Raw genomic sequence first — 24,061 nt, 5'->3', positions numbered from 1 at the left:
ATATTATGAAAACAAAACTACTATTAGTTTTAATAATTTCGTGCGCATTAAATATATCTGCACAAACTCAAAAAGATTTAGCAAAAAAATATTTAGATTATAGAGGTGAATTAGTTTTTACTTTTACAGCAAATAATATACAAGAGGCAAGTGAGCTTTCAAATATTATTACATTTGATCACGGTATAGACCCTTCAAACCCTTTAGTGATTAGAGCGATTGCAAATAAAAAGAATTTCCCAAAGTTTTTAGAATATAATTTAAAATATGAAGTTGATATTCAGGCAAATGAACCTAAAAATGTTGTGATGTTCAATCCAGAAATTCATAAAAAAGGAGCTTCTAGTAAAAGTAATTCATATACATTATCATTTCCTTTAAGTACATACCCTACTTATCAACAATATGCAGATCAAATGCAAAATTTTGTTGATGATCATTCTGATATTGCAGAACTAGTTGATATTGGAGGAACTGTCCAAGGTGATAAGCGATTACTATTTATTAAATTATCAGACAATGTATCTACTAGAGAAGCAGAACCTAGAGTAATGTACACTTCATCAATGCATGGAGATGAAATAGCTGGTTTTCCAGCCATGTTAAACTTAATTGATTATTTTATAACTGCTTATAAAGACACTGGACATTCAGATCATACAAGAATTAAAAATTTATTAGATAATAGTGAAGTTTGGATTAATCCAATGGCTAATCCTGATGCTACTTACTGGTTAGATAACACAAACACATCTGTGGCAAATTCTAGAAGAGAAAATGCCAATAATGTTGATTTAAATAGAAATTACCCTGATAATGTAGGTGGTACTCATCCAGATGGAGAGGTATATCAAACAGAAACATTAGCATTTATGCAGTTTGCTACCGATTATCATTTTGTGCTTTCAGCAAACTTGCATGGTGGTATAGAATTGGTTAATTATCCTTTTGATAATGCTTATGCTAGTACAACAGCTTATCATTCTGAAGATCCAAGTGATGAAGGTCCTTTTTATACACACCCTGATACAGATTGGTTTGAATATGTTTCTGTAGAATATGCATCGCAAGCACAAGATGATAGTGATGATCTAGGAGAAACTTCTTATATGACTGTAGATTACGACAGTTATATATATCCTAGCCCAGGGGTTACTCATGGAGCAGAATGGTACCGTGTATATGGCGGTCGCCAAGATTATATGAATTTTTATCATCAATGTAGAGAAATTACTGTTGAGATTTCTGATGTTAAAACCCCACCATCAACAAATACTTCTAGTGATAATGAGGTAATAGATATTTGGAATTACAATCAAGAAGCGTATATTAAATTGCTAATTCAGGGTACATATGGTTTTAGAGGTATTGTTAAAGATGTAACGACAGGAACGCCTATTGAAGCTAAAATAACTATTGTTGGTAGAGATGATGAAGAAACACCAATTACTAATTCGTGGGTAAAAACAGAAACCTTATTTGCAGGAACAGAAACAGGATTAGGTGATTTTTATAGACCTATTGAGGCTGGGACGTATGATATTTTAATTGAAGCAGATTGCTATCAATCTATTACATTAACAAACCAAACAATAGCCGATTATCAAACAGTAGATTTAGGAGATTTAAATTTAACACCAGCAAATCCAGTTCCTTCCAATTTAAGTGCATCAAGTATTGCAGCAACAACAGCAACATTAAACTGGGATGATGCTAGTGTAACATCTTACGATATTCAATATAGAATTGACGGAACATCAACTTGGACTAGTACAACGTCTTTATCAAATACTTTAAGTTTAACAGGGTTGACACTAAATACTACTTACGAGTTTCAAGTTAGAAGTGTTTGTAATTTAAACCCTTCAGCTTGGAGTACTAGTCAAAACTTTACAACAACAAGTATAACTTACTGTACTTCTTCAGGAGATACAACTGTTAGAGGTATAACAAATGTTACTTTTACTGGTGAAACGTCAATTAATCATTCAGATGCTACAAATACAAATAGTGGATACGAAGACTTTACAAGTATTTCTGCAGATGTTAAATTGGGTAGTACTTATAATGTTTCCGTTGGAGTAAATTCAGGTGGAAATAGTAGAATTCAGATTATAGTTTGGATTGATTTTAATGGGAATGGTGATTTTGATGATTCAGGAGAGGAATTTGATTTAGGCCAATTAAGAAATGTTAATGGGAGCGCAGTAAATATTGCTGTTCCTGTTCCAAGTAACGCTTTAACAGGATTAACCAGAATGCGTATTTCGGCAAAACAGAGTAACAGTATAAATCCTACAAGTTGTGAAACTGGATTTAGTGGAGAAGTAGAAGATTATTCATTAAATATTATTGATGGCACTTTAGCTGTTATAAATGAAGAGTTGAATCAATTTACAATATATCCAAATCCATCAACAGCATCAGTTGTAAATGTTAAACTACCTAATACAGTTAAAGATTTTACTATTTCTATGTCTAGTATTTTAGGGAAACAGGTTTATTCTGAAAAAGTAAATACAACAAATAGTATTCACACAATTGAAACTGCGAACTTAAATTCTGGAGTTTATTTTGTTACAATTCAAACAGAGCAAGGTAAAGCAACTAAGAAATTAATTATTCAATAATAGAATATTAAAACTCATAAAAAAAGGCTTCCAATTTGGAAGCCTTTTTTGTTACTATAAATCTTAATTTTTTATTTAAAAGCTGAAATTCCAGTAATATCCAAACCTGTAATTAATAAATGAATATCATGGGTTCCTTCATAGGTAATCACGCTTTCTAAATTCATCATATGTCGCATAATGGAATATTCTCCTGTAATTCCCATAGCACCTAATACCTGACGTGCTTCTCTGGCTATTTTTAAAGCCATATCAACGTTATTTCGTTTTGCCATAGATATTTGTGCAGAAGTTGCTTTCCCTTCGTTTTTAAGAGTACCTAATCGCCAAGTTAATAATTGTGCTTTTGTAATTTCAGTAACCATTTCTGCTAATTTTTTTTGTTGAAGTTGATAGCTAGCAATAGGTTTATCAAATTGAACACGTTCTTTAGCATATCGCAATGCAGTATCGTAACAATCCATGGCAGCTCCAATAGCTCCCCAAGCAATTCCGTAACGTGCAGAATCTAAACATCCAAGCGGCGCACTTAAACCATCTTTATTAGGTAATATATTTTCCTTTGGAATTTTTACATTGTCAAATATAAGTTCCCCAGTTGCAGAAGCTCTTAAACTCCATTTATTATGCGTTTCAGGAGTTGAAAAACCTTCCATTCCACGTTCAACAATTAAACCTTTTATACGTCCTTCTTCATTTTTTGCCCATACCACTGCAATATCAGCAAAAGGCGCATTTGAAATCCACATTTTTGCTCCATTCAACAAATAATAATCACCCATATCTTTAATATTGGTAACCATTCCACCAGGGTTTGAACCATAATCTGGTTCTGTTAATCCAAAACAACCCATAAATTCGCCACTTGCTAATTTTGGTAAATACTTTTTTCGTTGTTCTTCATTACCATAGTGATAAATTGGATACATAACTAATGAAGATTGAACAGATGCAGTGGATCTAACGCCCGAGTCTCCTCGTTCAATTTCTTGCATAATTAACCCGTAACTCATTTGGTCTAATCCCGCACCACCATATGCTTCTGGAATATAAGGCCCAAAAGCGCCAATTTCTGCTAATCCATTTATAATTGATTTAGGAAATTCGGCTTTTTGTGCTGCTTCTTCAATAATTGGTGATACGTCGCGTTTTACCCATTCTCTCGCAGCATCTCTAACTAAAAGATGTTCTTCGGTTAATAATTGGTCTAATTGATAATAATCCGGTGCTTGAAATAAATCTTGAGACATTTGGTTAAATAATTTAGGTTTAATACAAAGTTAATAATTAAAGTGATGATTTTTTGGTATTTACTTGTTAGTTTTGAATTGAAAATTACCATTTTTTAGAAACAAGTAATCATTTTTATAAACTTTAATGTACTTTAGTCACTTTAATAAATCACAATGAAATATACGCTAGGGAAAGAAGAAAAATTAAAGAGTAAAAAACAAATAGAACACCTATTTTTAAATGGAAATAGAGTGAAAAACTTTCCATTTCATTTAATCTATTTTGAAGAAAAACACTACGCAGAGTTTCCAATAAAAATTGCTTTTTCAGTTCCAAAAAGAAACATAAAATTAGCAGTAAATAGAAATAGGATTAAACGATTAATGCGTGAAATTTATAGATTAAATAAGTATAAAATTTCAGAAAATATTTCAGAAAAATATAAATTTATGATTATTTATATGGCGAAAGAGGAAATGAATTATAAAAGTATGGAACTTTCATTTCTAAAACTTATTGAAAAATTTCAAACTAAAATCAATGTTGATGAAAAATAAAATTATAGGCGGTTTAGCAGTTGTAGCAATATTAATATCAATAGGATTTCAATCTAAATTTTTCGAAATAGCCAAACAAATTGATATTTATACCACCATGTTTAAGGAATTAAACATGTATTATATAGATGAGATAAATCCAGGTGAATTAACTGAAAAATCGATAAATCACATGCTCCAAAGTTTGGATCCATATACTCGATTTTACGATGAACAAGGTGTGGAAGATGCACGTATAAGGTCAACAGGTGTATATGGTGGAATTGGTGCAGTTTCTAGATATTTTGATAAAACATTAACTATTAGAGAGATTTTAAAAAATTCTCCTGCCGAAAAATCAGGAATTAAACCAGGAGATAAAATTTTAAAAATTGATGAAACTTTAGTGTCAGATTATAATGGAGAAAGTATTACTGCCTTATTAAATGGCTTGCCAGACACTAAAGTAAATCTTCAAATTGAACGTCAAAATAAAAAAATTGAAGTTGAAGTAACTCGAAAAAAAATAGAAATAAGTCCTGTACCACATTACGCTATGTTAGATGCTGAAATAGGATATATCTCGTTTACAAAGTTTAATGAAAAAGCCGGTGCCGAAGTAAAAAAAGCATATTTAGAACTAAAGGACGAAGGAATGAAAAAGCTAATTATAGATGTTAGAAGTAATCCTGGAGGTTTATTAAACGAAGCTGTGAAAATTACCAACTACTTTATTCCAAAAGATAAAATTGTAGTAACAACAAAAGCAAAAACTAAACAATGGAGTGATACTTTTAAAACACGAAACGAACCCATAGATATAGAAATCCCTATTGTAATTTTAATAAATAATAGATCAGCTTCTGCTTCAGAAATTTTATCTGGTTCCCTACAAGATTATGATAGAGCTGTTGTAATTGGTGAACGCTCATTTGGAAAAGGATTGGTTCAGCGTTATAGAGAACTTACCTATGGAACACAAATGAAACTGACTATTTCTAAATACTATACACCAAGCGGAAGGTGTATTCAAGAATTAGATTATACCAATAGAGATGGTGAAAAAATTCCTAAATTTTCAGATTACGGCAGAGAAGAATACACAACAGAAGGTGGTAGAAAAGTTCTTGGTGGTGGAGGTGTTACTCCAGATGTTGTTATTGATAAAGCTGAAACTACAAAAACTACCGAGTTATTATTTCAATCGGATGCATTTTTTAATTACGCTACCAATTACATGTACAACCATAAAACAATTGCTAAACCCAATGCATTCAATTTAAAAGATTCTGATTTTAATGAATTTAAAAAATATTTAGAAATACATCAAAATGATTTTAAAACTAATTCTGAAAAAAAATTTGAAGCAGCACTTAAAAAGGCCGAAGAAGAGAATTTAGGAGTAAGTTTAAAAACTAATTATAAACAATTATTAGAAAGTATTCAAAAAGATAAAATACAAGAGATAACTAAAAATAAAGAAGAAATACTATCTAAATTAACAGAAGAAATTGTAAAACGTTATTATTATGCTGAAGGCGTTTATCAGCAAAAAGTAATGTTCGATAAAACTATAATTAACGCAAAAGAAGTACTAAATAATTCTAAAGAATATAATAAGATATTAGGGAAGTAGAACATAATTCTTTAATAGTAAATTGATTAATAATTTAAATTGAGTTATTGTATCTTTGCAATCCAAAATTAATATATGCAACAATCTAAAATAAAAGGAAGAACCAGATCGCAGGAATCTTCAAATGCTATAGAGCGTTTATACATAACAATGCGTCATTTATTTAGTAGAGGTTTCTACAAGCCAATGGGTATTTCAGGTGATGCTTTGCGTGAATCTTTATTGTTATTACGCCCAGAAATTTATGGATCCATTGGAGAGGAAAAAGTAGAATTAAATGGTTTAATTTATGTAATTGAACGTTTGCCAATTGGAATAGAAGAGTGCAGATTTATAAATTTAACTGCAGACGAAGGTTATTCTAAATCACATTTCAAAGCTATTGTTCCTCCTAAAAGAAGAAGAAATTGTTATAGAATAGACAAAGATCAAATGAATATTGAGGTAACTCGTGGTAGATCTGAAATCTATGATATTCTAACGCATTTAACCTTTTTATTTGTTGAATCTCATAAAATTGCGGATAAGGTTCTTATTAATGAAGATACCAATACTATTAGAGAATGGAAAAAGCTAGAAGATGTAGTTATTAATAATAGAAAATTATCTAAAAACGACCAAGATATTATGTTAGCTCATGTTGCAAGTATTTTAGGTAGAACTTTTAGAGAAACACAAAGTGTACATTTAGAATTAGGAGATAAAAATAATCCTGATAGATTTTTTCAAATTATTTTTTGGTTAGGAAATTTAGCTATAAAAGAAAGAGTTGATAATTTAAAAAGAGCCATTACTTTTAGCCCTGTTTTACGTGAACGTATTGGACATCATATTTATGGTGAAATGTGGGCAAACAACATTAAAAAAGTGTTGAGTGATAATAATTTATTAGAGCGTCCAATACATATAATTAGTGCAAATATGCACAGTGTAATGAACTCTATTTATGCTCCATCTGTTTTACCAAATCAAGTTGATAAAAATAATTCAATAGCACTGTTTGAATTGTTGAGTAAAGATGATAATGAAGATTTACGTAAACAAGTAAAAGAATTCGCTTCTAAAAATGGATTGTATTATGTAAAAGACACTTCTGGAACCAATATAAATGTTCAGGTAATTGATACTGAAAAAATAGACTTTTCAAAAACTTCATACCAATTAAATAATTATTCAGAAAATATTGAAAAGCCTGTAATTATTGTAATGGATTATGCTTTTGGAGAACAAGCATACGAAACAATGGATGAGTTGTTAAAACCTTATACTTGTGAAAACGAACATAATTACCACCTAAAAGTAGAATCAGTTTCTATAATGGGAAAAGCAGGAATTTTAGAAGGAGGAAAGGGAGATATTATGATTCCTTCGTCACATGTTTTTGAAGGTACAGCAGATAATTATCCATTTAAAAATCAATTGAAAAAAAGTATGTTTGATGGTTGTGGAGTAGATGTATATTCTGGTGCCATGGTTACTGTATTAGGAACATCGCTTCAAAATAAAGATATATTAAAATTCTTTCATGATTCTACATGGAAAGTAATTGGTTTAGAAATGGAAGGTGCACATTATCAAAAAGCAATTCAAGCAGCATCTAAAATTAGAGGAAATATTTCTGGAAAAGTAAAAGTTAGGTATGCGTATTATGCATCTGATAATCCATTAGAAACTGGAAGTACTTTAGCTTCAGGTGGATTAGGTACTACAGGAGTTTTACCTACTTATGTAATTACCGAAAAAATATTAGAGCAAATATTTTAATTTTTTTAGTTGAATAAAAAACGATACATATTTCCTAAAAGATTTTTTGATATCCTATTTTCATTAATGGTATTAGTTCTTATTTTAAGTTGGCTTACACCTTTAGTAGCCATTATAATTTGGTTAGAATCTAGAGAAAATACATTTTTTAAACAAGAAAGAATAGGGAAAAATGGTAAACCCTTCAACATTTTTAAGTTTAAAAGTATGAAAGGTGTTTGTCCTGTAAATGACCCGTTATTGTCTAAAGATGAAGAGGCTAGAATAACCAAGTTTGGGCATTTTATAAGAAAATATAGAATAGATGAATTTCCGCAGTTTTATAATGTATTAATAGGAGATATGAGTATTGTTGGTCCTAGACCAGAACGACAATTTTTTTTGGATGAAATGGTGAAATACATTCCAAAATACAAACAAATGCAATTATTAAAACCTGGAATTACATCTTTAGGACAGATAAGATATGGTTATGCAGATACATTAGAACAAATGTTAAAAAGAGCTAAATATGATTTAATTTATTTAGATAATTTAACGTTTTGGACAGATATAAAAGTAATTATTAGTACTATAAAAATAGTATTTCAAGGCAAAGGAAAATAACAACACAACTAACAACAATGAACGTATTAATTTTAGGATCGGGAGGAAGAGAACATGCAATTGGCTGGAAAATTGCACAAAGTAATTTATTAAGTCAACTGTATATTGCACCAGGAAATGCAGGAACCAAAGAAGTAGGAACAAATTTAGATTTAAACCCAACTGATTTCCCTGCTTTAAAAGAAACAATTCTATCAAAAAATATTGAATTAGTAGTTGTTGGTCCAGAAGACCCATTAGTAAAAGGAGTTTCAGATTTTATTTTAAATAATGACGAACTGAAAAACACGTTGGTTATTGGACCTGAAAAATATGCTGCGCAGTTAGAAGGTAGTAAAGAGTTTGCAAAAGAATTTATGTATCGTCATAACATTCCAACGGCAGCTTATAAAAGTTTTACGGTTAAAAATTTAGAAGAAGGTTATAATTTTTTAGAAACATTAAAAGCACCTTACGTTTTAAAAGCTGATGGTTTAGCAGCAGGAAAAGGAGTTTTAATTCTGAATAATTTGGCTGAAGCTAAACAAGAGTTAAAAGAAATGTTAACCGAACAAAAATTTGGTGAAGCAAGTAGCAAAGTTGTAATTGAAGAGTTTTTAACTGGAATTGAGTTAAGCTGTTTTGTTTTAACTGATGGAAAAAGCTATGTTACTTTACCAAGCGCAAAAGATTATAAAAGAATAGGTGAAGAAGATAAAGGTTTAAATACCGGAGGAATGGGAGCAGTTTCACCAGTTCCTTTTTTAAGCGATGAATTAATGCAACAAATAGATGCTAAAGTTATCAAACCAACTATTAATGGTTTTCAAAAAGATAACATTAACTATGTTGGGTTTGTGTTTATTGGATTGATTTATGATAAAGGAGAAGTAAAAGTAATTGAATACAATTGCAGAATGGGAGATCCGGAAACTGAAGTGGTAATTCCTAGATTAGAAAGTGATTTTTTAGAGTTGTTAATTGCTGCTGGTAAAAAAGAATTAGCAGGTAAAACAGTTAAATTTAAAAACGAAAGTGCTTGTACCGTTATGTTAGTTTCTGGTGGTTATCCTGAAGCTTATGAAAAAGGTAAAGAAATTTTTGGAACTGAAACAGTTTCAGAATCTATAGTTTTTCATGCAGGTACTAAAGAAGAAAACGGCAAAGTTGTAACAAATGGCGGAAGAGTTATAGCAATTACCTCTTTTGGAGAAGACTTTAAAGAAGCCTTAAAACAAAGCTATAATAGCATTGAAAAAATATGCTTTGAAAAAATGAATTATAGAACAGATATTGGTTTTGACTTGTAAAAAAAAATTCTTGTTGCTCCATTAAATTGGGGTTTAGGTCATGCTACGCGCTGTATTCCAATTATAAATGGATTATTAGACGCTGGTTTTGAACCAATTTTAGCAAGTGATGGTGATGCTTTGCTTTTGCTTCAAAAAGAATTTCCAACCTTAAAAAATTACCAATTATCTAGTTACAATATTAAGTATGCTAAACAAAGGAATACTTTAAAACTGAAATTGTTTTTAAGTATTCCTTCTGTTTTAAAAGCAGTTAGAGAAGAAAAAAAACAAGTTGCTAAAATTGTTGAAAAAGAACTGTTAAGTGGTATAATTTCAGATAATAGATTTGGTGTTTTTTCATCTAAAATACCTTCAGTATATATTACACATCAATTAAATGTTTTAAGTGGAATTACAACATATTTTACTTCAAAAATTCATCAAAATATAGCTTTAAAATTTACTGAAATTTGGATTCCTGATATTGAGCGTGAAAATAACTTTTCAGGGAAATTAAGCGAAATTTTACATTTAAAATCTAAAACAAAATTTATTGGAGTTTTAAGCAGGTTTAAGTTTGAAGAAAAACCTAAAAAATACGATATAACAGTTGTTTTGTCTGGTATTGAGCCACAACGAAGTTTATTGGAAAAAAAGCTTTTAAAAGAGCTGAAAAATACATCAAAAAAAGTGATGTTTGTTAGAGGTAAACTAACAAGTGAAGTTTTACATGCTTCAAAAAATATAGAAGTTGTGAACTTTCTAACTTCAGAAGAATTAAATTCTATTTTAAATAAATCGGAATTAGTAATAGCACGTTCGGGTTATTCTACAATTATGGATTTAGCTGTTCTAGGTAAAAAAGCTTTTTTTATTCCTACTCCAGATCAAAATGAACAAGAATATTTGGCCGAAAGAATACATAACTTAAACATTGCTCCGTTTTGTAAACAAGAACAATTTACCTTCAAAAAATTAAATGAAGTAGAAAATTATAATGGATTTAATAAATTAGATTGTAAGCTAAATATAGAATTTTTCAGCCTTTTCCAAGGTAAATGAAAAAGTTGAACCTTTTAAGTATTCACTTTCAACAAAAATTTGCTCACCATGAGCTTCAACAATATGTTTAACAATAGCTAATCCAAGTCCAGAACCACCTTGATCACGAGACCTACTTTTATCTACTCTATAAAAACGTTCAAATATTCTATTTTTGTGTTCTTCTTTAATTCCTTCTCCATCATCAATTATTTTAATTAAAATTTTATTTTTATTAAAACTTTCGATTTTTACAATTATTGAGCCACCAATTTTCCCGTATTTAATGGAGTTTACAATTAAGTTTGTTAAAACCTGTTCGTATCGTTCTTCATCTCCAATAACCATAATTGGATAATCATATTGTTTATCAAAAAGTAGTGTAATATTTCTTTTTTTAGCTTTAATCTCTAATAAATCGTACACACCTTTTACTAAATTCACAATATCAAAAGGTTCTTTATTAATATTTAAATCGGCACTTTCTAATTTAGAAATCATATCTAAATCTTTCACAATTGCTATTAATCTTTCAACACCTTTATTGGCACGTTCTATATACTTTTCTCTAAAATGTTTATCGTTCATAGCGCCATCAGCAAGTGTAAGTAAGTAGCCTTGAACGGTAAACAATGGAGTTTTTAATTCGTGTGATACATTTCCTAAAAATTCACGTCTATAACCTTCACGTTTGTTTAAGTTTTTAATTTGAAGTTGCTTGTCTTTTGCAAATTTTTCAACTTCTCTAGAAAGTGTAGCAATATCTGAAGTTATAGATGTTTTATTAAAATCTACAGTGTCTAAAAGAGAAACACTATCGTATATTTTTTTGATACGTTGGTATATAAATTTTTCAATTCTATATTGAGTTATTATAAATGTAAAGGCAAAAATTACACCTATAAATAAAAACCAAAACCAAAACGATATTTTTAAATTAAAACCAAAATATGAAACTAGTAGTAGCGTTCCAGTTGTAAAAATTGAAATATATAACGAGGAAAAAAAAGCAAATGAATATGTTTTTTTAATCTTCATTAATTACAAATTTATAACCAACACCTTTTACGGTTTTAAAGTTTTTTTCTCCAATTTTTTCGCGTAGTTTTCTAATATGCACATCAATAGTTCTTCCACCAACAACAACTTCATTACCCCAAACTTTATCTAAAATATCATCACGTTTAAATACTTTTCCTGGTTTTGAAGCTAATAAAGAGAACAATTCAAATTCTTTTCTTGGCAGTGATAATTTTTCACCATTTTTTATAATTACATACTCTTCACGATCTATAATTATACCTCCAACATTAATTTTTTCAGAGTTAGCAGTTTCTAATTGTACATGTTTAACTCTACGTAAAAGCGCTTTTATTTTACTTACTAAAACTTTTGGTTTAATAGGTTTGGTAATATAATCATCTGCACCAACATTAAAACCAGCAACTTGAGAGTAGTCTTCACCTCTAGCCGTAAAAAATGTAATTAAAACATTTTCTAAACCTTTTGTAGCTCTAATTTTTTCACAAGCCTCAATACCATCCATTTCTGGCATCATAATATCTAAAATAATTAAGTGAGGTGTATTTTTTTTAGCACTTTCAACAGCTTCAATACCGTTTTTGGCTGTAAAAATTTGATAACCTTCATTTTTTAAATTGTAACCAACAATTTCTAAAATATCTGGTTCGTCGTCTACAAGTAGTATTTTAATGTTTGCATTTTCCATAATTGCACAAATGTTTATTTTTTTTAAACATTCAAAAGTAAATATAAAAACAAATGTTAATACTTAAAAACCTTTACTTATTTAAATAGTAACAATATACTAACATTAAAGTTACAATTGTTTAATTTTTGATGCAGAATATTAACTTTTTAATATTAAAGACTAATTAGTTTTAATTTTTACTGTTTTATGATTAAATTTAATACTGAATTTTTTTAAATACTTTTATTATGAAACATTTTTACTTTTTATGTTTAACAATTTTAATTTCTGTTGCTTCTTTTGGGCAGGAAATGCTTTTAAACGGAAATTTTGAGTCTTGGGATGACTCAACCTCGCCTACAAACTGGACAAAAGTTGAAAACATAACGCAAGAATCTGCTACCGCTAATATTCATGGAGGTACTTATTCGGCAAAACATGTTGGTGGAACAAAAGATTTAGGGCAATCAATTACTAGTATTACTGCAGGTGCAAATTATACAATTACTTTATGGTATAAAGTTATAGAGTCTGATGGAGACGATGCTAGAATTTGGAGTTACTGGAAAGATTCTTCAGGTGATAATATTGATAATAATGATTATGATTCTGAAGATGCTATTAGAGGTCCTAATAATAGTTATTTTGATAATAATGGAGGCGTTTGGTCTGAATATACTGCTACAATTACAGCACCTGCTAATGCTGCAGAGTTTTATTTTGAGTTAAGAACTTATTCTGGAGCAATGGTCTATTGGGATGATTTATCATTTTTTAAAGAAGAAAGTTCAGAAATAACTTTAACACTTCAAGATGGTCCAGTAAGTGGAACAGTAGATACTACTTCACCCGAAGAAACACAACAAGAACTACAATTTGAAGTCACTAATTTTACAGTAGCTGCTCCATCTGCAGGAGATGGTTATATTGTATGGGAAGTAATTGATAATAGCAATGGAGATATTGTTTATGATTCTGGTGAAGAACAAGATTTATCAGATCCAGTTCAACTTTTAGAATTGGTACAAGGTGATACATACACTTTAAATGCTAAACTAGTTGATAATACTGGAGCAGATTTAGATCCAGCAGTAGAATACACCTTAACAAGTACAGTAGAAGCCTACACTCAAGTTGCTGATTTAGCAACATTAAGAGCTGGAGAAATAGGTAAATATTACGAAGTTACTAGTGAAGTTATTGCGGTTTGGGCACAAGATTATGATCATCAAAAATGGGCTAAAGATGCTACAGCAGGTATTATAATCACCGATTACGATGAAGTAATAGCAACAATATACAACGAAGGTGATGGTATAACAGGAGTTAAAGGTCAGTTAGATGACCACTATGGTTTATTACAATTATTACCTACAGTAGATCCCGGAACAGCTACTTCAACAGGAAACCCTGTAGAAGCTCAATTACTTACTATTGCGGATTTAATAGCTGATCATGAGCCTTACGAATCTGAATTAGTAGAAATAGCAGATGTTGTTTTTGAAGATGCTGATGGAACTACTGTTTTTGAAAATTTTAAAAATTATAATATTACCGATCCAAGTAGTGAAACTCCAATAGCGTTTAGTACTTACGTAATTAAGTTTGCTGATTACGATGGTGAAATTATACCTTCAGGTTCTCAAACAATTAAAGCGCTTGTTGGTGAGTATAATGGTGCTGTACAAATTGCATCTAGAAATATGACAACAGATTTAATTTTAAGTGTTTCTGAAAACAATATTGAAGGTTTTGGAATGTATCCAAACCCAGTTTTAAATGGTGAATTTAGAATTACAACCGCTTCTAGTGTTGCTAAACAAGTGTACATTTATAACATGCTAGGTAAACAAGTATATAGCAAAATGGTTAGTTCAAACCAAAGTGTAAATGTTGCTAATTTAACTACTGGAATTTACTTTGTAAAAGTAATCCAAGAAGGAAAAACTGCAACTGTAAAATTAGTAGTTAAATAAATAGAATAGCATATAATTATAAAAAAGCATTCCAAACGGAATGCTTTTTTATGTTCTATTATTTAAGTAGTTTATGTAAATAACAATATACCAACTACAAACTTACAATTGTTTAATTTTTAATGCTGAATATTAACAAAGTGTTATATTTTATATAAAATATGTTATTTGGTTTTATTATATTCTAACAAAAAGCTATTTTTGATACGAAAAATTTAAAAACAATTAATTTATTTAAAATTTTATTTTATGAAAAAACTTTACTTTTTATTTTTAACATTATTAATCTCTGGAGCATCTTTTGGGCAAGTGATTAATGAATTTCAATCTAATCCTCCAGGAGCTGATCCTGACCCTGGAAATATAGAGATTAAAGGAACTCCTGCAGCTTCGTTTTCTGGTTGGATATTAAGTGTTGAAGCTGATGCCGCGCCAGCTACAATTGATAGAGCTTCTAGTGTTTCTGGAACTTTCGATTCAAATGGTTTGCTTGTTGTTAGTATTCCTGATCTAGAAAATCCAAGTTTCACTTTAGTTTTAGTCGATACTTTTACTGGAAGTACAGGAGATATTATGGACCCTGCAAATTTATCAACTTTAGGGATAACAACAGTATATGATGCTATCGGTATTCCTGATAGCGCAGCTGATGAGGTGAGATTAATTGGTGCAGCATTAGGTGGTATGGATTTTTCTTACACAGGTGATGAACCGGAAATTGTGTTTAGAGATACAAATGATTTTTGGTATGCCGTAAATTTAATTGGAGATAATACTTCTATTTATGATATTGATGCGAATAATGTAGATGTTGCTAATTTTAGTTCTGATCCTTCTATTGGTACATCATTTGGAAGTTTAAGTCCTGAAAACACGGCAACAGCCGGTATTTCTGATAATAATATCGAAAACTTTGGAGTATATCCAAACCCTGTTGCTAATGGAGAATTTAGAATTACAACAGCTTCTAGTGTAGATAAACAAGTTAGTATTTTTAATATGTTAGGTAAACAAGTTTATAGTAAAACGGTTAAAGCTAACCAAACTATAAATGTTGCTAATTTAACTACTGGAATTTACTTTGTAAATGTTCTTGAAGAAGGAAAAACAGCTACTAAAAAATTAGTAATTAAATAAGCTAACTTATAAATAGTTAAAAAAAAGCATTCCAAACGGAATGCTTTTTTTTATTATATTTAACATAAAAATAGCTTATGAACTCTAAATTTAATTTTGAGAATATTTTATTCTTAGACATTGAAACCGTACCCGAAACTGAAAATTTCAGTGATTTATCTGAACTTAAAAAAGAACTATTTACTAAAAAAACAGAGTACCAACGAAAAGATGATTTTACTGCTGAAGAATTTTACAATAGAGCTGGAATTTGGGCAGAATTTGGAAAAATAGTTTGTATTTCAGTTGGGTATTTTATCGATTTTGAAACCGAAAACCGAAAATTTAGAGTTACTTCTTTTTACGGTAATGAAGTAAGTATATTAAAAGAGTTTAAAACGCTTTTAGACAATCATTTTAACAAACAACAACATGTACTTTGCGGACATAATGGAAAAGAATTTGACTTTCCGTTTATAGCACGTAGAATGATAATTAATCAAATTGAATTACCTTCAAAGTTAAACTTATTTGGTAAAAAACCCTGGGAAATTCCTCATTTAGATACTATGGAAATGTGGAAATTTGGCGATTATAAACATTTTACTTCATTAAAACTACTTACCGAAATTTTAGGAATTCCTTCACCAAAAGATGATATAGATGGAAGTGAAGTAGGTGAAGTTTTTTATAAAGAAAAAAACATTAAACGTATAGTTACCTATTGCGAAAAAGATACCATTGCGGTTGCTCAATTATTATTGCGTTTTAATAATAAACCATTGTTAAAGGAACTAGAAATTATACACGTTTAGTTTTTTATTTAATTGTTAGTGTTTCTGGCCTTTAATAGTAAAAAAACTAAGCCTGTCTAAAAAATATGAAATTCGTCATATTCAACTTGTTTCAGTATCTCATCATGCTAATACCTAATCACTTTGAGAACTAGAATCTAAATACTCACTAGTTTTTAAAATAATTAAACCAGTGTATTTCAAAATTATTCTATCTACAATTTAGTAGAAATTTTTGAAACCAACTTTTTTCTTTTGAAGTAGTTATTTTAATTTTAACGTAACAAAACACACAGTATTATTTTCCTTTAGGTTTAAATTTGCAACACATTTTATTTTTAATTAACCCAAAAATAAAAGTAAAATAACGCAATCCAATTATGAAAAAAGCCATTACATTTATAAAATTAAACGTTTTAATTTTAAGTATTTTTAGCACACTTTTAAGCTGTAAAAATGCAAATAAAAACGAAGTTTCTAAAATTAAAGTTCCAAAAACTAAAAAAGAGCAACTTACGTTAAGTAAAGGTTTTCAACTACTTGAATCAAATTGTTTTGCTTGTCATAGTCCAAAAAACCCTATTGAAGATCGAATTGCACCTCCAATGGCAATGATTAAAGATTTTTATATTACTAATAATAAAAACATTTCAGAAGAAGATTTTATTAAAAGCCTAATTACTTTTATAAATAATCCTAATGAAGAAAATTCAAAAATTCCGGAAGCAATTGAGCGTTATGGTTTAATGCCTAAAATGAATTTTACAGAAGAGCAGATTACACAAATTGCTAAATACATATACAATTCAAAATTAGAACAGCCAAATTGGTATAAAAATCATTTTCATAATGAAAAATTTATACATCTTGAAAATTTAAAAAACGAAGATTTAAGTTATAAAGAACTTGGTTTAAAATACGCTATGAATACAAAAGCTGTTTTAGGAAAAAACTTAATTGCAGCCATAAAAAATAAAGGTACTGAAGGAGCTGTAGCTTTTTGTAATACTAGAGCTTTTAATATTGTTGATAGTGCAGGTGTTACTTTAAATACAAAAATAAAAAGAGTTTCAGACCTTCCAAGAAATTTAGCAAACACTGCTAATAAAACCGAATTGGATTATATTTATAGTACTAAAAAAGCAATGAAGAATAATAAAAAAACTTCACCTTTAGTACAAGAAATTGACAAAAAAATGGTTGCTTATTATCCAATTGTAACTAATACTATGTGTTTGCAATGTCACGGTGTACCAAACACTCAAATTTTACCAGCAACATTGTCTAAAATAAAAGAGTTATATCCTACCGATAAAGCAACTGGTTATGGAGAAAATGAACTTAGAGGTATTTGGGTTATTGAAATGGATAAAAAGTAATGATCTAAAAATCATCACATCACCGCTATTATTGTTGTGTTCCACCAACAACTGAAAATATATTTAAAATTACCAACATAAAATGTCATGCCTGCGTAGTTAGGTATTCACACTAGAATAAATTTACAGGAATTACTATAACATTTTTTATCGCTATTCTTCTTCTAACTTACTAGAAAGTTCAAACCAACGTTCTTCTTTTTCATCAATTAGTTTTGAAGTTTTTTCAAGTTGAATAGATAAATCATTAATTTCTTCACCAGAAAGCGAACCGTCTAAAAATTTAGCTTCAATAGTACTTTTTTCTGCAGTTAGTTTTTCAATTTCACCTTCAATAGCATCAAATTCACGTTGCTCCATATACGATAGTTTTACTTTTTTATCGGTATTTACACGTGTATCTTCTTTTTTAACTACAGCTGACTCTTCTTTTGGTTTAGAATCTTCATACACTCTATAATCTGTATAATTTCCAGGGAAATCTTCTACAACACCATTACCTCTAAATACAAATAAATGATCTACAATTTTATCCATAAAATACCTATCATGCGAAACTACCAATAAGCAACCTGGAAAATCTAACAAAAAGTTTTCCAATACATTTAAAGTAACAATATCTAAATCGTTTGTAGGTTCATCGAGAATTAAAAAATTAGGATTCTGAATTAAAACGGTACATAAATACAAGCGTTTACGTTCACCACCACTTAATTTTTCTACAAAATCGTATTGACGTTTTCTACTAAATAAAAAGCGTTCTAACAGTTGAGCAGCCGAAATACTTCTTCCTTTTGTTAGTGGAATTTGTTCTCCGTACTCTTTAATAATTTCTATTACTTTTTGACCCGGTTTTGGGTTAATTCCATCTTGTGTATAATAGCCAAATTTTACTGTTTCACCAACCACAACTTTACCAGCATCAATAGGGATTTTTTGAGTAATTAAATTTAAAAATGAAGATTTTCCAGTTCCATTTTTTCCAATAATTCCAATACGTTCACCACGCTGAAATACATATTCAAACCTATCCAATATAACTAAATCGTCAAACTTTTTGGAGATATGGTGAAGTTCTAAAATTTTAGAACCCAAGCGTTCCATATTAATTTCTAACTGAACTTGGTGATTGTCTCTACGTTTATGAGCCTCTTCTTTAATTACAAAAAAATCGTCTATCCTACTTTTAGATTTTGTGGTACGTGCTTTTGGTTGTCGGCGCATCCAATCCAATTCCTTTTTAAATAGATTTTTAGCTTTATCTACACTTGCTTGCTCTTGCGCAATTCGTTCTTCTTTTTTTTCAAGAAAATAAGAGTAATTTCCTTTATAGGTGTAAAATTTTCCTTGATCTAATTCAACAATTTCATTACAAACACGTTCTAAAAAGTAACGATCGTGTGTAACCATAAAAAGTGTAATTTTTTCTTTTGAAAAATAACTTTCTAACCATTCAATCATTTCTAAATCTAAATGATTTGTAGGTTCATCTAAAATTAATAAATCTGGTTTATGAATAAGAATTATTGCTAATGACAATCGTTTTTTTTGACCACCAGAAAGCGAGCTTATTTTTTGATCTAAATCTTCTAATTTTAGTTTAAATAGAATCTGTTTGTATTGTGTTTCAAAATCCCACGCATTATGTTGTTCCATTTGCTCAAAAGCTTTTTGGTAAACTTGCTCGTTTTCAGGATTTTTTAAAGCTTTTTCATAAGCTTCAATTACTTTAAGAATAGGATTTTCAGAATTAAAAATAGCTTCTTCTATGGTACTATTTTCATCTAATTCATCTTCTTGTGATAAATAGGCTATTTTTAAATCTTTTCTCGAAATTACTTGTCCTTCATCGGGTGAATCCAAGCCTGCAATAATATTTAGCATGGAAGTTTTTCCTGTACCATTTTTTGCAATAAATGCAATTTTTTGATCTTTATTAATTCCGAAGGAAATACCACTAAAAAGTTCTAGTTCTCCAAACGACTTTGATATATTTTCTACAGATAAATAATTCATTCAAAAAGTAATTTTGACAAAACTACATAAAAAAACCCGAGAAATTTCTCGGGTTTTAAAGGTTTATAATTGATTGTTATTGTTTAATAAACTTTTTAGACATTATTTCTTCACCATCATTTACTTCAATTATGTAAACTCCAGCTTTTAATTGGCTAACATTAACAGGTTCTTTTACAATACCTACTTTAATTGTTTGCCCTAATATATTACTAATTTTATATGAAGCGTTTTGGTTGTAACTCATTCTTATTGATAAAAACTCGCCTTTTACAGGATTTGGATAAACCGTAAATTCATCAATATCAAATTCACCTTCTGCAACATCATTTAGATAGTTAATAAATTCTATTCCATCTAAATTTCTATTACTACCTGTTCCAATAATTCCAGAAATTGTTACTTGATCAATGTAAATATAATCGGCATTTCCAGAAGCATCACATTGGAATCTAAATCCAGCATTAGAAGCAAAATTAAAGTTTGTTTTGTCCAATGTAACAGTTGCTGTATAGAAGCCATTATTTTCAAAATCTGTTCCTCTAGCGTAGCTAGCTACAGTAGACCAAGATGAACCATTGTAGAAACGTACCCAAAAATCCTCTCCATTTTCCATACTTCTTGAATAGAAGTAGAAATTAATTTCAACTGAATCGTAAGCATTAACATCAACATTTGAAAGTGTCATTGCTGAAGCAGTTCCAGAATTATCTCTTAATCTAATTGAATAAGAACCTTCATAAGAACGTGTTCCAGAATATCGTGCAACATCACTTCCTCCATCAGCCCAGCCATCCCAGCCAGATTCAAAGAAACCTTGATGTAAAACAGTTGTTGAATTTGTTGAGCCTTCTAAAGTAGTTGTAGTAGCTGTATTACTATCTCCAGAAATATTTCCTGCAGCATCTTTTGCTCTTACAGTAAAACTATACGTTGTATTTGCGGCTAACCCTATTACTTGGTATGTAGTTCCGGAAGTAGAAGTTAATAAACTTCCATCTTGATATACATCATAACCAGTTACTTCAACATTATCTGTAGAACCATTCCAGCTTAAATCAATTGAATTAGACGTTTCATTATTTGCAATTAGACTTGGTGCCGTTGGTGCTTGCGTATCTGGTGCATCAGTTGTAATTGTTTCAGTATTGCTATCTCCAGAAATATTTCCAGCTGCATCTTTTGCTCTAACTGTAAAACTATAAGTTGTTCCGGCGTTTAAACCACTAGCTTGATAGGTTGTGTTAGATGTAGAAATCACTAAACTTCCATCTTGATATATATCATAACCTGTAACTCCAACGTTATCTGTAGAATCACTCCAGCTTAAATCAACTGATGTTTCTGTGATATTACTTGAAGTTAAATTAGGTGCTGTTGGCGCTTGCGTATCTGGTGCATCTGTTGTTATAGTTTCAGTATTACTATCACCAGAAGTATTGCCAGCCGCATCTTTTGCTCTAACTGTAAAACTATAAGTTGTTCCAGCAGTTAAATTGGTTACTTGATATGTTGTTCCAGATGTTGAAGTTATTAAAGTAGCATTTCTGTAAACATCGTATTCAGTTATTCCAACATTATCCGTAGCTCCACTCCAACTTAAATTCACACTAGTTTCGGTAATATTGTTTGAAGTTAATACAGGTGCTGTTGGCGCTTGTGTATCTGGAGCTGAATCCATTAATACCACAGTATAATCTTCTACTTCACCATACGTAAATGTTTCACAAGATGTTGGAACACCGTTATACTTCATAGAAACTCTCATAGTTGTTGTTCCGGTTATTGCTGAAGAAGGAACTGTAAATGTTCCACTAACTGGTGTATTTCTAGTAGCAGCTTGTGTCCATACTTGTTCACCAGAATCATTAAAATCACCATCTTTATTATAATCTATCCATACTGAATAACCTTCACTATAAATAGTTCCAGTCCAAGTTGGTGTAATGGTAATTGTAACAGCTTCATCTTTATTTAAATTTGTTGAAATGGAAGTATGATCGCTGTATCCATTTCCAGATCCAGAAGTATTATCAATGGTTCCAATTTGAACTCTGCTAATATATTCATCATTCACATTATTTCCTTGGGAGTCACAGTATGTTAAAACCTGTTCTAAAGTGGTAAAGTTTTCTGAAGTACTAAATTCAGAACTTTCGCTAGAACAAACACTTTGTACTTGCGCTTCATATTGAGTTAGTGGATTTAACCCTGTAATATCAAAAGTTTCATTTCCAGTGCTTTCTTGTGCCCAAGTTGATGTTCCTGTTTCTCTATATTGAACCACATAAGTTGCTCCAGAAACCTCATTCCATGTGAGTGTTGCTCCAGTTGCTGAAACGTTAGATGTAGTTAATCCGGTAGGTACAATAACATTACATACCACTTCTTCTTCAATAGAAAAATTAGCATTTGAAATATCAAAGAAAATATTATCTGCTGCTTCAACCTTAATTCTATTCTGTGTTCCTATGTTATTAGGAACCGTAATTTGTTGAGATCCATCATTTGCAACTCCTGAAGCTAATGAAATAGGATAGGTATTCCCTCCATCAGTAGATAATAAAATATTAACTGTTTGGCAGTTTACGGCGCTTCCAGTTGTTCCGGCAACATCCCAAGTTACAGTTTGCGCTTGCCCTACATTCCATGTTAAAGATGTATTTGGAGCAGAAACAACAAATGGTCCTGCAGAACTATTTACGGTTACCACCATATCATCACTATTATTTGCGCCATTACCAGCAACATTATCTCTAACGGTTAATCTAAAGTTTAACGTTCGTGCTACTGAAGGAACGGCTTCCCATTGTGATGAAGTACTTCCTGCTAAAACTGTTGATAATTGCGGGAAAGTTCGTGTTTTTGTAGTTGAAGGGTTGAATGATCTAAATGCTACACCTGTTGTTGCAGTTGTACTTGGGTAAGTAGTTGAAGCATTGTTTTCATCCATTTGCTCCCAAACATAAGTTAAGCTATCTCCATCTGGATCACTACCATCGCCACTTAAGGTAAAAGGTGTGCTTTTAGGAATTGTATAATCTGATCCAGCTACTACTGTTGGAACATTATTCCCTGTATTTGTGTTTGTTTGACAACTTGTAGTTTTTACATAATTAGTAACCTGTTGAATAGACATAGCGTGAAAATAAGGATCACTGTGCGCTTGTACATCAGTAGCTCCTGTAATACCAGCATAACCCATAATAGTTGAACCACTTCCAGGTTCTACTTGTGCATTTGTACCTTCATTACCATTAAAAGTCCATGTATGATTACCACCAAATTGGTGACCTAATTCATGAGCAACATAATCTACGTCAAAATTATCACCTTCAGGCACTGTATGTGATGTAAACCCACTTCCTTTACTGCCATCTACACATACACAGCCAATACAACCTGCATTACCATTATTACTACCATTATGTACTAAATGTCCAACATCATAATTAGATTCTCCAATAACGCTTGTTAAAGTAGATTGTAATTGAGAATTTAAACTAGTAGTATATGGATCACTATTTGCCGAAGTGTAAATAACATCATCTGTATTTGCTATTAATTCCATGGTAACACCAAAATCAATTTCAAAAATTCCATTTACTCTTGTCATAGTAGCGTTAATAGCAGCTAAAGCTAAAGCTTTAGTTCCTCCAAAATATTGAGTGTATTCGCCTGTTGCAGACATTGCTAAACGATAAGTTCTTAAAACGCCATCATCAGCATTTGGTCTAGCGTTTGTATCAGCGTTAATTTTACTAGAAACATTTTCTTCTACTAAACATTCAAATTCATTTAGAGATGCTGTTTTTGAGGTTTTTGAATAAACTGCATATTGTGTTAAATCTTTAGTGTAAGGTTCAATAAAAATGGCTTCTCTACCGCTAGTTAACATCATACTTTTTAATCCTAATGGTGAAACACTAAAGCGGATTGTTGAAGCTGAATTATCAATACCTTGGCCCGCATAAGATCTAATGTTTGGATATTTTGCTTGTAAATCTGGATGCATTGTTGATGCTTCAAAAATTGCAAATCGTTCAAATTCACCTTTTACATTAGGAAATTCGAGAATAGTTGATGACTTTTGTAAATAACCTCCACGTTTTGGAGATTTTTGAAGTATACTATTTAATTGTTCAACATTAAGTTCAAATACTTGAAAATTATTTGAAAGTTGTTTTTTGTTTTGTAATACTTCTTTAATGTTTTTTGATGATTTTACCCAAGGGTTAGTTTGAGCAAATCCTAAACTAAAAGAGATTACAAAAATACACACGAGTAGTTTTCGTATCATAATAAAGTTTGATTTAGGTTAGTAATTTTTAGTTGTTAATATATATATTTAT

General features: G+C 30.2%; 16 protein-coding genes. 11 read left to right on the top strand and 5 right to left on the bottom strand.

All coding sequences use genetic code 11. The features are described from left to right. Nucleotides 1-5: 5 nt before the first annotated feature. The gene (locus tag R3X25_RS04375) at nucleotides 6-2,630 is read left to right on the top strand and encodes a M14 family zinc carboxypeptidase (protein ID WP_317672222.1); all 2,625 of its coding nucleotides are present in this window, start codon (nucleotides 6-8) and stop codon (nucleotides 2,628-2,630) included. 71 nt (nucleotides 2,631-2,701) lie between these two features. Here R3X25_RS04375 and R3X25_RS04370 read toward each other — a convergent pair whose 3' ends face one another. Further along, a complete protein-coding gene (locus tag R3X25_RS04370; RefSeq protein WP_317672221.1) occupies nucleotides 2,702-3,880 on the bottom strand; it encodes an acyl-CoA dehydrogenase family protein in 1,179 nt (392 codons plus the stop codon). A gap of 156 nt (nucleotides 3,881-4,036) precedes the next feature. On the opposite strand from R3X25_RS04370, the gene rnpA reads away from it, so the two are divergent. The 6 genes from rnpA to R3X25_RS04340 all read left to right on the top strand — a co-directional run bounded on the left by rnpA (nucleotide 4,037) and on the right by R3X25_RS04340 (nucleotide 10,738). Beyond that, nucleotides 4,037-4,420 (top strand): ribonuclease P protein component, encoded by a 384-nt coding sequence (rnpA, locus tag R3X25_RS04365; protein ID WP_317672220.1) that lies wholly within the window; start codon nucleotides 4,037-4,039, stop codon nucleotides 4,418-4,420. Further along, a complete protein-coding gene (locus R3X25_RS04360; protein WP_317672218.1) occupies nucleotides 4,410-6,035 on the top strand; it encodes a S41 family peptidase in 1,626 nt (541 codons plus the stop codon). Before rnpA ends, R3X25_RS04360 begins: the two co-directional genes overlap by 11 nt. A 75-nt stretch (nucleotides 6,036-6,110) precedes the next feature. Continuing rightward, entirely contained in the window at nucleotides 6,111-7,799 is a 1,689-nt protein-coding gene (locus R3X25_RS04355) for a DUF6909 family protein (RefSeq protein ID WP_317672217.1), read from the top strand. Between the two features lie 9 nt (nucleotides 7,800-7,808). Continuing rightward, on the top strand, nucleotides 7,809-8,405 hold the full coding sequence (locus tag R3X25_RS04350; protein WP_317672216.1) for a sugar transferase: 597 nt from the start codon (nucleotides 7,809-7,811) through the stop codon (nucleotides 8,403-8,405). Between the two features lie 17 nt (nucleotides 8,406-8,422). Continuing rightward, nucleotides 8,423-9,694: a phosphoribosylamine--glycine ligase gene (gene purD / locus R3X25_RS04345; protein ID WP_317672215.1), complete on the top strand. Its 1,272-nt coding sequence runs from the start codon at nucleotides 8,423-8,425 to the stop codon at nucleotides 9,692-9,694. A gap of 120 nt (nucleotides 9,695-9,814) precedes the next feature. Beyond that, a complete protein-coding gene (locus tag R3X25_RS04340; protein ID WP_317672214.1) occupies nucleotides 9,815-10,738 on the top strand; it encodes a glycosyltransferase in 924 nt (307 codons plus the stop codon). Here the strand turns inward: R3X25_RS04340 and R3X25_RS04335 are convergent. Then, nucleotides 10,700-11,755, bottom strand: a complete 1,056-nt coding sequence (locus R3X25_RS04335) for a sensor histidine kinase (RefSeq protein ID WP_317672212.1) — start codon at nucleotides 11,753-11,755, stop codon at nucleotides 10,700-10,702. The two genes, R3X25_RS04340 and R3X25_RS04335, sit on opposite strands and share 39 nt — an antisense overlap. Next, a complete protein-coding gene (locus R3X25_RS04330; protein WP_317672210.1) occupies nucleotides 11,745-12,446 on the bottom strand; it encodes a response regulator transcription factor in 702 nt (233 codons plus the stop codon). The genes R3X25_RS04335 and R3X25_RS04330 overlap by 11 nt, the downstream gene beginning before the upstream one ends. Nucleotides 12,447-12,676: 230 nt before the next feature. Here R3X25_RS04330 and R3X25_RS04325 point away from each other — a divergent pair, with 230 nt between their 5' ends. The 4 genes from R3X25_RS04325 (at nucleotide 12,677) to R3X25_RS04310 (ending at nucleotide 17,693) form a co-directional block, all read left to right on the top strand. Beyond that, nucleotides 12,677-14,404 carry a T9SS type A sorting domain-containing protein gene (locus tag R3X25_RS04325; RefSeq protein WP_317672208.1) on the top strand — a complete coding sequence of 576 codons (1,728 nt, stop codon included), beginning with the start codon at nucleotides 12,677-12,679 and terminating at the stop codon, nucleotides 14,402-14,404. Between the two features lie 249 nt (nucleotides 14,405-14,653). Beyond that, on the top strand, nucleotides 14,654-15,541 hold the full coding sequence (locus tag R3X25_RS04320) for a T9SS type A sorting domain-containing protein (RefSeq protein ID WP_317672205.1): 888 nt from the start codon (nucleotides 14,654-14,656) through the stop codon (nucleotides 15,539-15,541). A 77-nt stretch (nucleotides 15,542-15,618) separates the two neighbouring features. Then, complete coding sequence (locus tag R3X25_RS04315; RefSeq protein WP_317672203.1) at nucleotides 15,619-16,335, top strand: 3'-5' exonuclease; 717 nt, start codon at nucleotides 15,619-15,621, stop codon at nucleotides 16,333-16,335. 359 nt (nucleotides 16,336-16,694) lie between these two features. Next, a complete protein-coding gene (locus R3X25_RS04310; protein ID WP_317672201.1) occupies nucleotides 16,695-17,693 on the top strand; it encodes a DUF3365 domain-containing protein in 999 nt (332 codons plus the stop codon). A 153-nt stretch (nucleotides 17,694-17,846) separates the two neighbouring features. Here the strand turns inward: R3X25_RS04310 and R3X25_RS04305 are convergent, their stop codons facing one another. Then, nucleotides 17,847-19,709, bottom strand: a complete 1,863-nt coding sequence (locus R3X25_RS04305; protein ID WP_317672199.1) for an ABC-F family ATP-binding cassette domain-containing protein — start codon at nucleotides 19,707-19,709, stop codon at nucleotides 17,847-17,849. A 76-nt stretch (nucleotides 19,710-19,785) separates the two neighbouring features. Then, nucleotides 19,786-24,009: a reprolysin-like metallopeptidase gene (locus tag R3X25_RS04300; RefSeq protein ID WP_317672197.1), complete on the bottom strand. Its 4,224-nt coding sequence runs from the start codon at nucleotides 24,007-24,009 to the stop codon at nucleotides 19,786-19,788. Nucleotides 24,010-24,061 lie beyond the last annotated feature (52 nt).

The organism is Lutibacter sp. TH_r2 (assembly GCF_033101135.1).
Taxonomy (GTDB): Bacteria; Bacteroidota; Bacteroidia; order Flavobacteriales; family Flavobacteriaceae; genus Lutibacter.
Note: the sequence above shows the minus strand (reverse complement) of the source record. Positions and strands in the feature narration are given on the sequence as shown.

Excerpts from the sequence above, each read along its gene's own strand:
- R3X25_RS04330 (WP_317672210.1), bottom strand. The coding sequence starts at position 12,446 with ATGGAAAATGCAAACATTAAAATACTACTTGTAGACGACGAACCAGAT.
- R3X25_RS04315 (WP_317672203.1), top strand. The coding sequence starts at position 15,619 with ATGAACTCTAAATTTAATTTTGAGAATATTTTATTCTTAGACATTGAA.
- R3X25_RS04335 (WP_317672212.1), bottom strand. The coding sequence starts at position 11,755 with ATGAAGATTAAAAAAACATATTCATTTGCTTTTTTTTCCTCGTTATAT.
- R3X25_RS04375 (WP_317672222.1), top strand. The coding sequence starts at position 6 with ATGAAAACAAAACTACTATTAGTTTTAATAATTTCGTGCGCATTAAAT.
- purD (WP_317672215.1), top strand. The coding sequence starts at position 8,423 with ATGAACGTATTAATTTTAGGATCGGGAGGAAGAGAACATGCAATTGGC.
- R3X25_RS04305 (WP_317672199.1), bottom strand. The coding sequence starts at position 19,709 with ATGAATTATTTATCTGTAGAAAATATATCAAAGTCGTTTGGAGAACTA.
- R3X25_RS04325 (WP_317672208.1), top strand. The coding sequence starts at position 12,677 with ATGAAACATTTTTACTTTTTATGTTTAACAATTTTAATTTCTGTTGCT.
- rnpA (WP_317672220.1), top strand. The coding sequence starts at position 4,037 with ATGAAATATACGCTAGGGAAAGAAGAAAAATTAAAGAGTAAAAAACAA.
- R3X25_RS04320 (WP_317672205.1), top strand. The coding sequence starts at position 14,654 with ATGAAAAAACTTTACTTTTTATTTTTAACATTATTAATCTCTGGAGCA.
- R3X25_RS04310 (WP_317672201.1), top strand. The coding sequence starts at position 16,695 with ATGAAAAAAGCCATTACATTTATAAAATTAAACGTTTTAATTTTAAGT.
- R3X25_RS04300 (WP_317672197.1), bottom strand. The coding sequence starts at position 24,009 with ATGATACGAAAACTACTCGTGTGTATTTTTGTAATCTCTTTTAGTTTA.
- R3X25_RS04370 (WP_317672221.1), bottom strand. The coding sequence starts at position 3,880 with ATGTCTCAAGATTTATTTCAAGCACCGGATTATTATCAATTAGACCAA.
- R3X25_RS04360 (WP_317672218.1), top strand. The coding sequence starts at position 4,410 with ATGAAAAATAAAATTATAGGCGGTTTAGCAGTTGTAGCAATATTAATA.
- R3X25_RS04355 (WP_317672217.1), top strand. The coding sequence starts at position 6,111 with ATGCAACAATCTAAAATAAAAGGAAGAACCAGATCGCAGGAATCTTCA.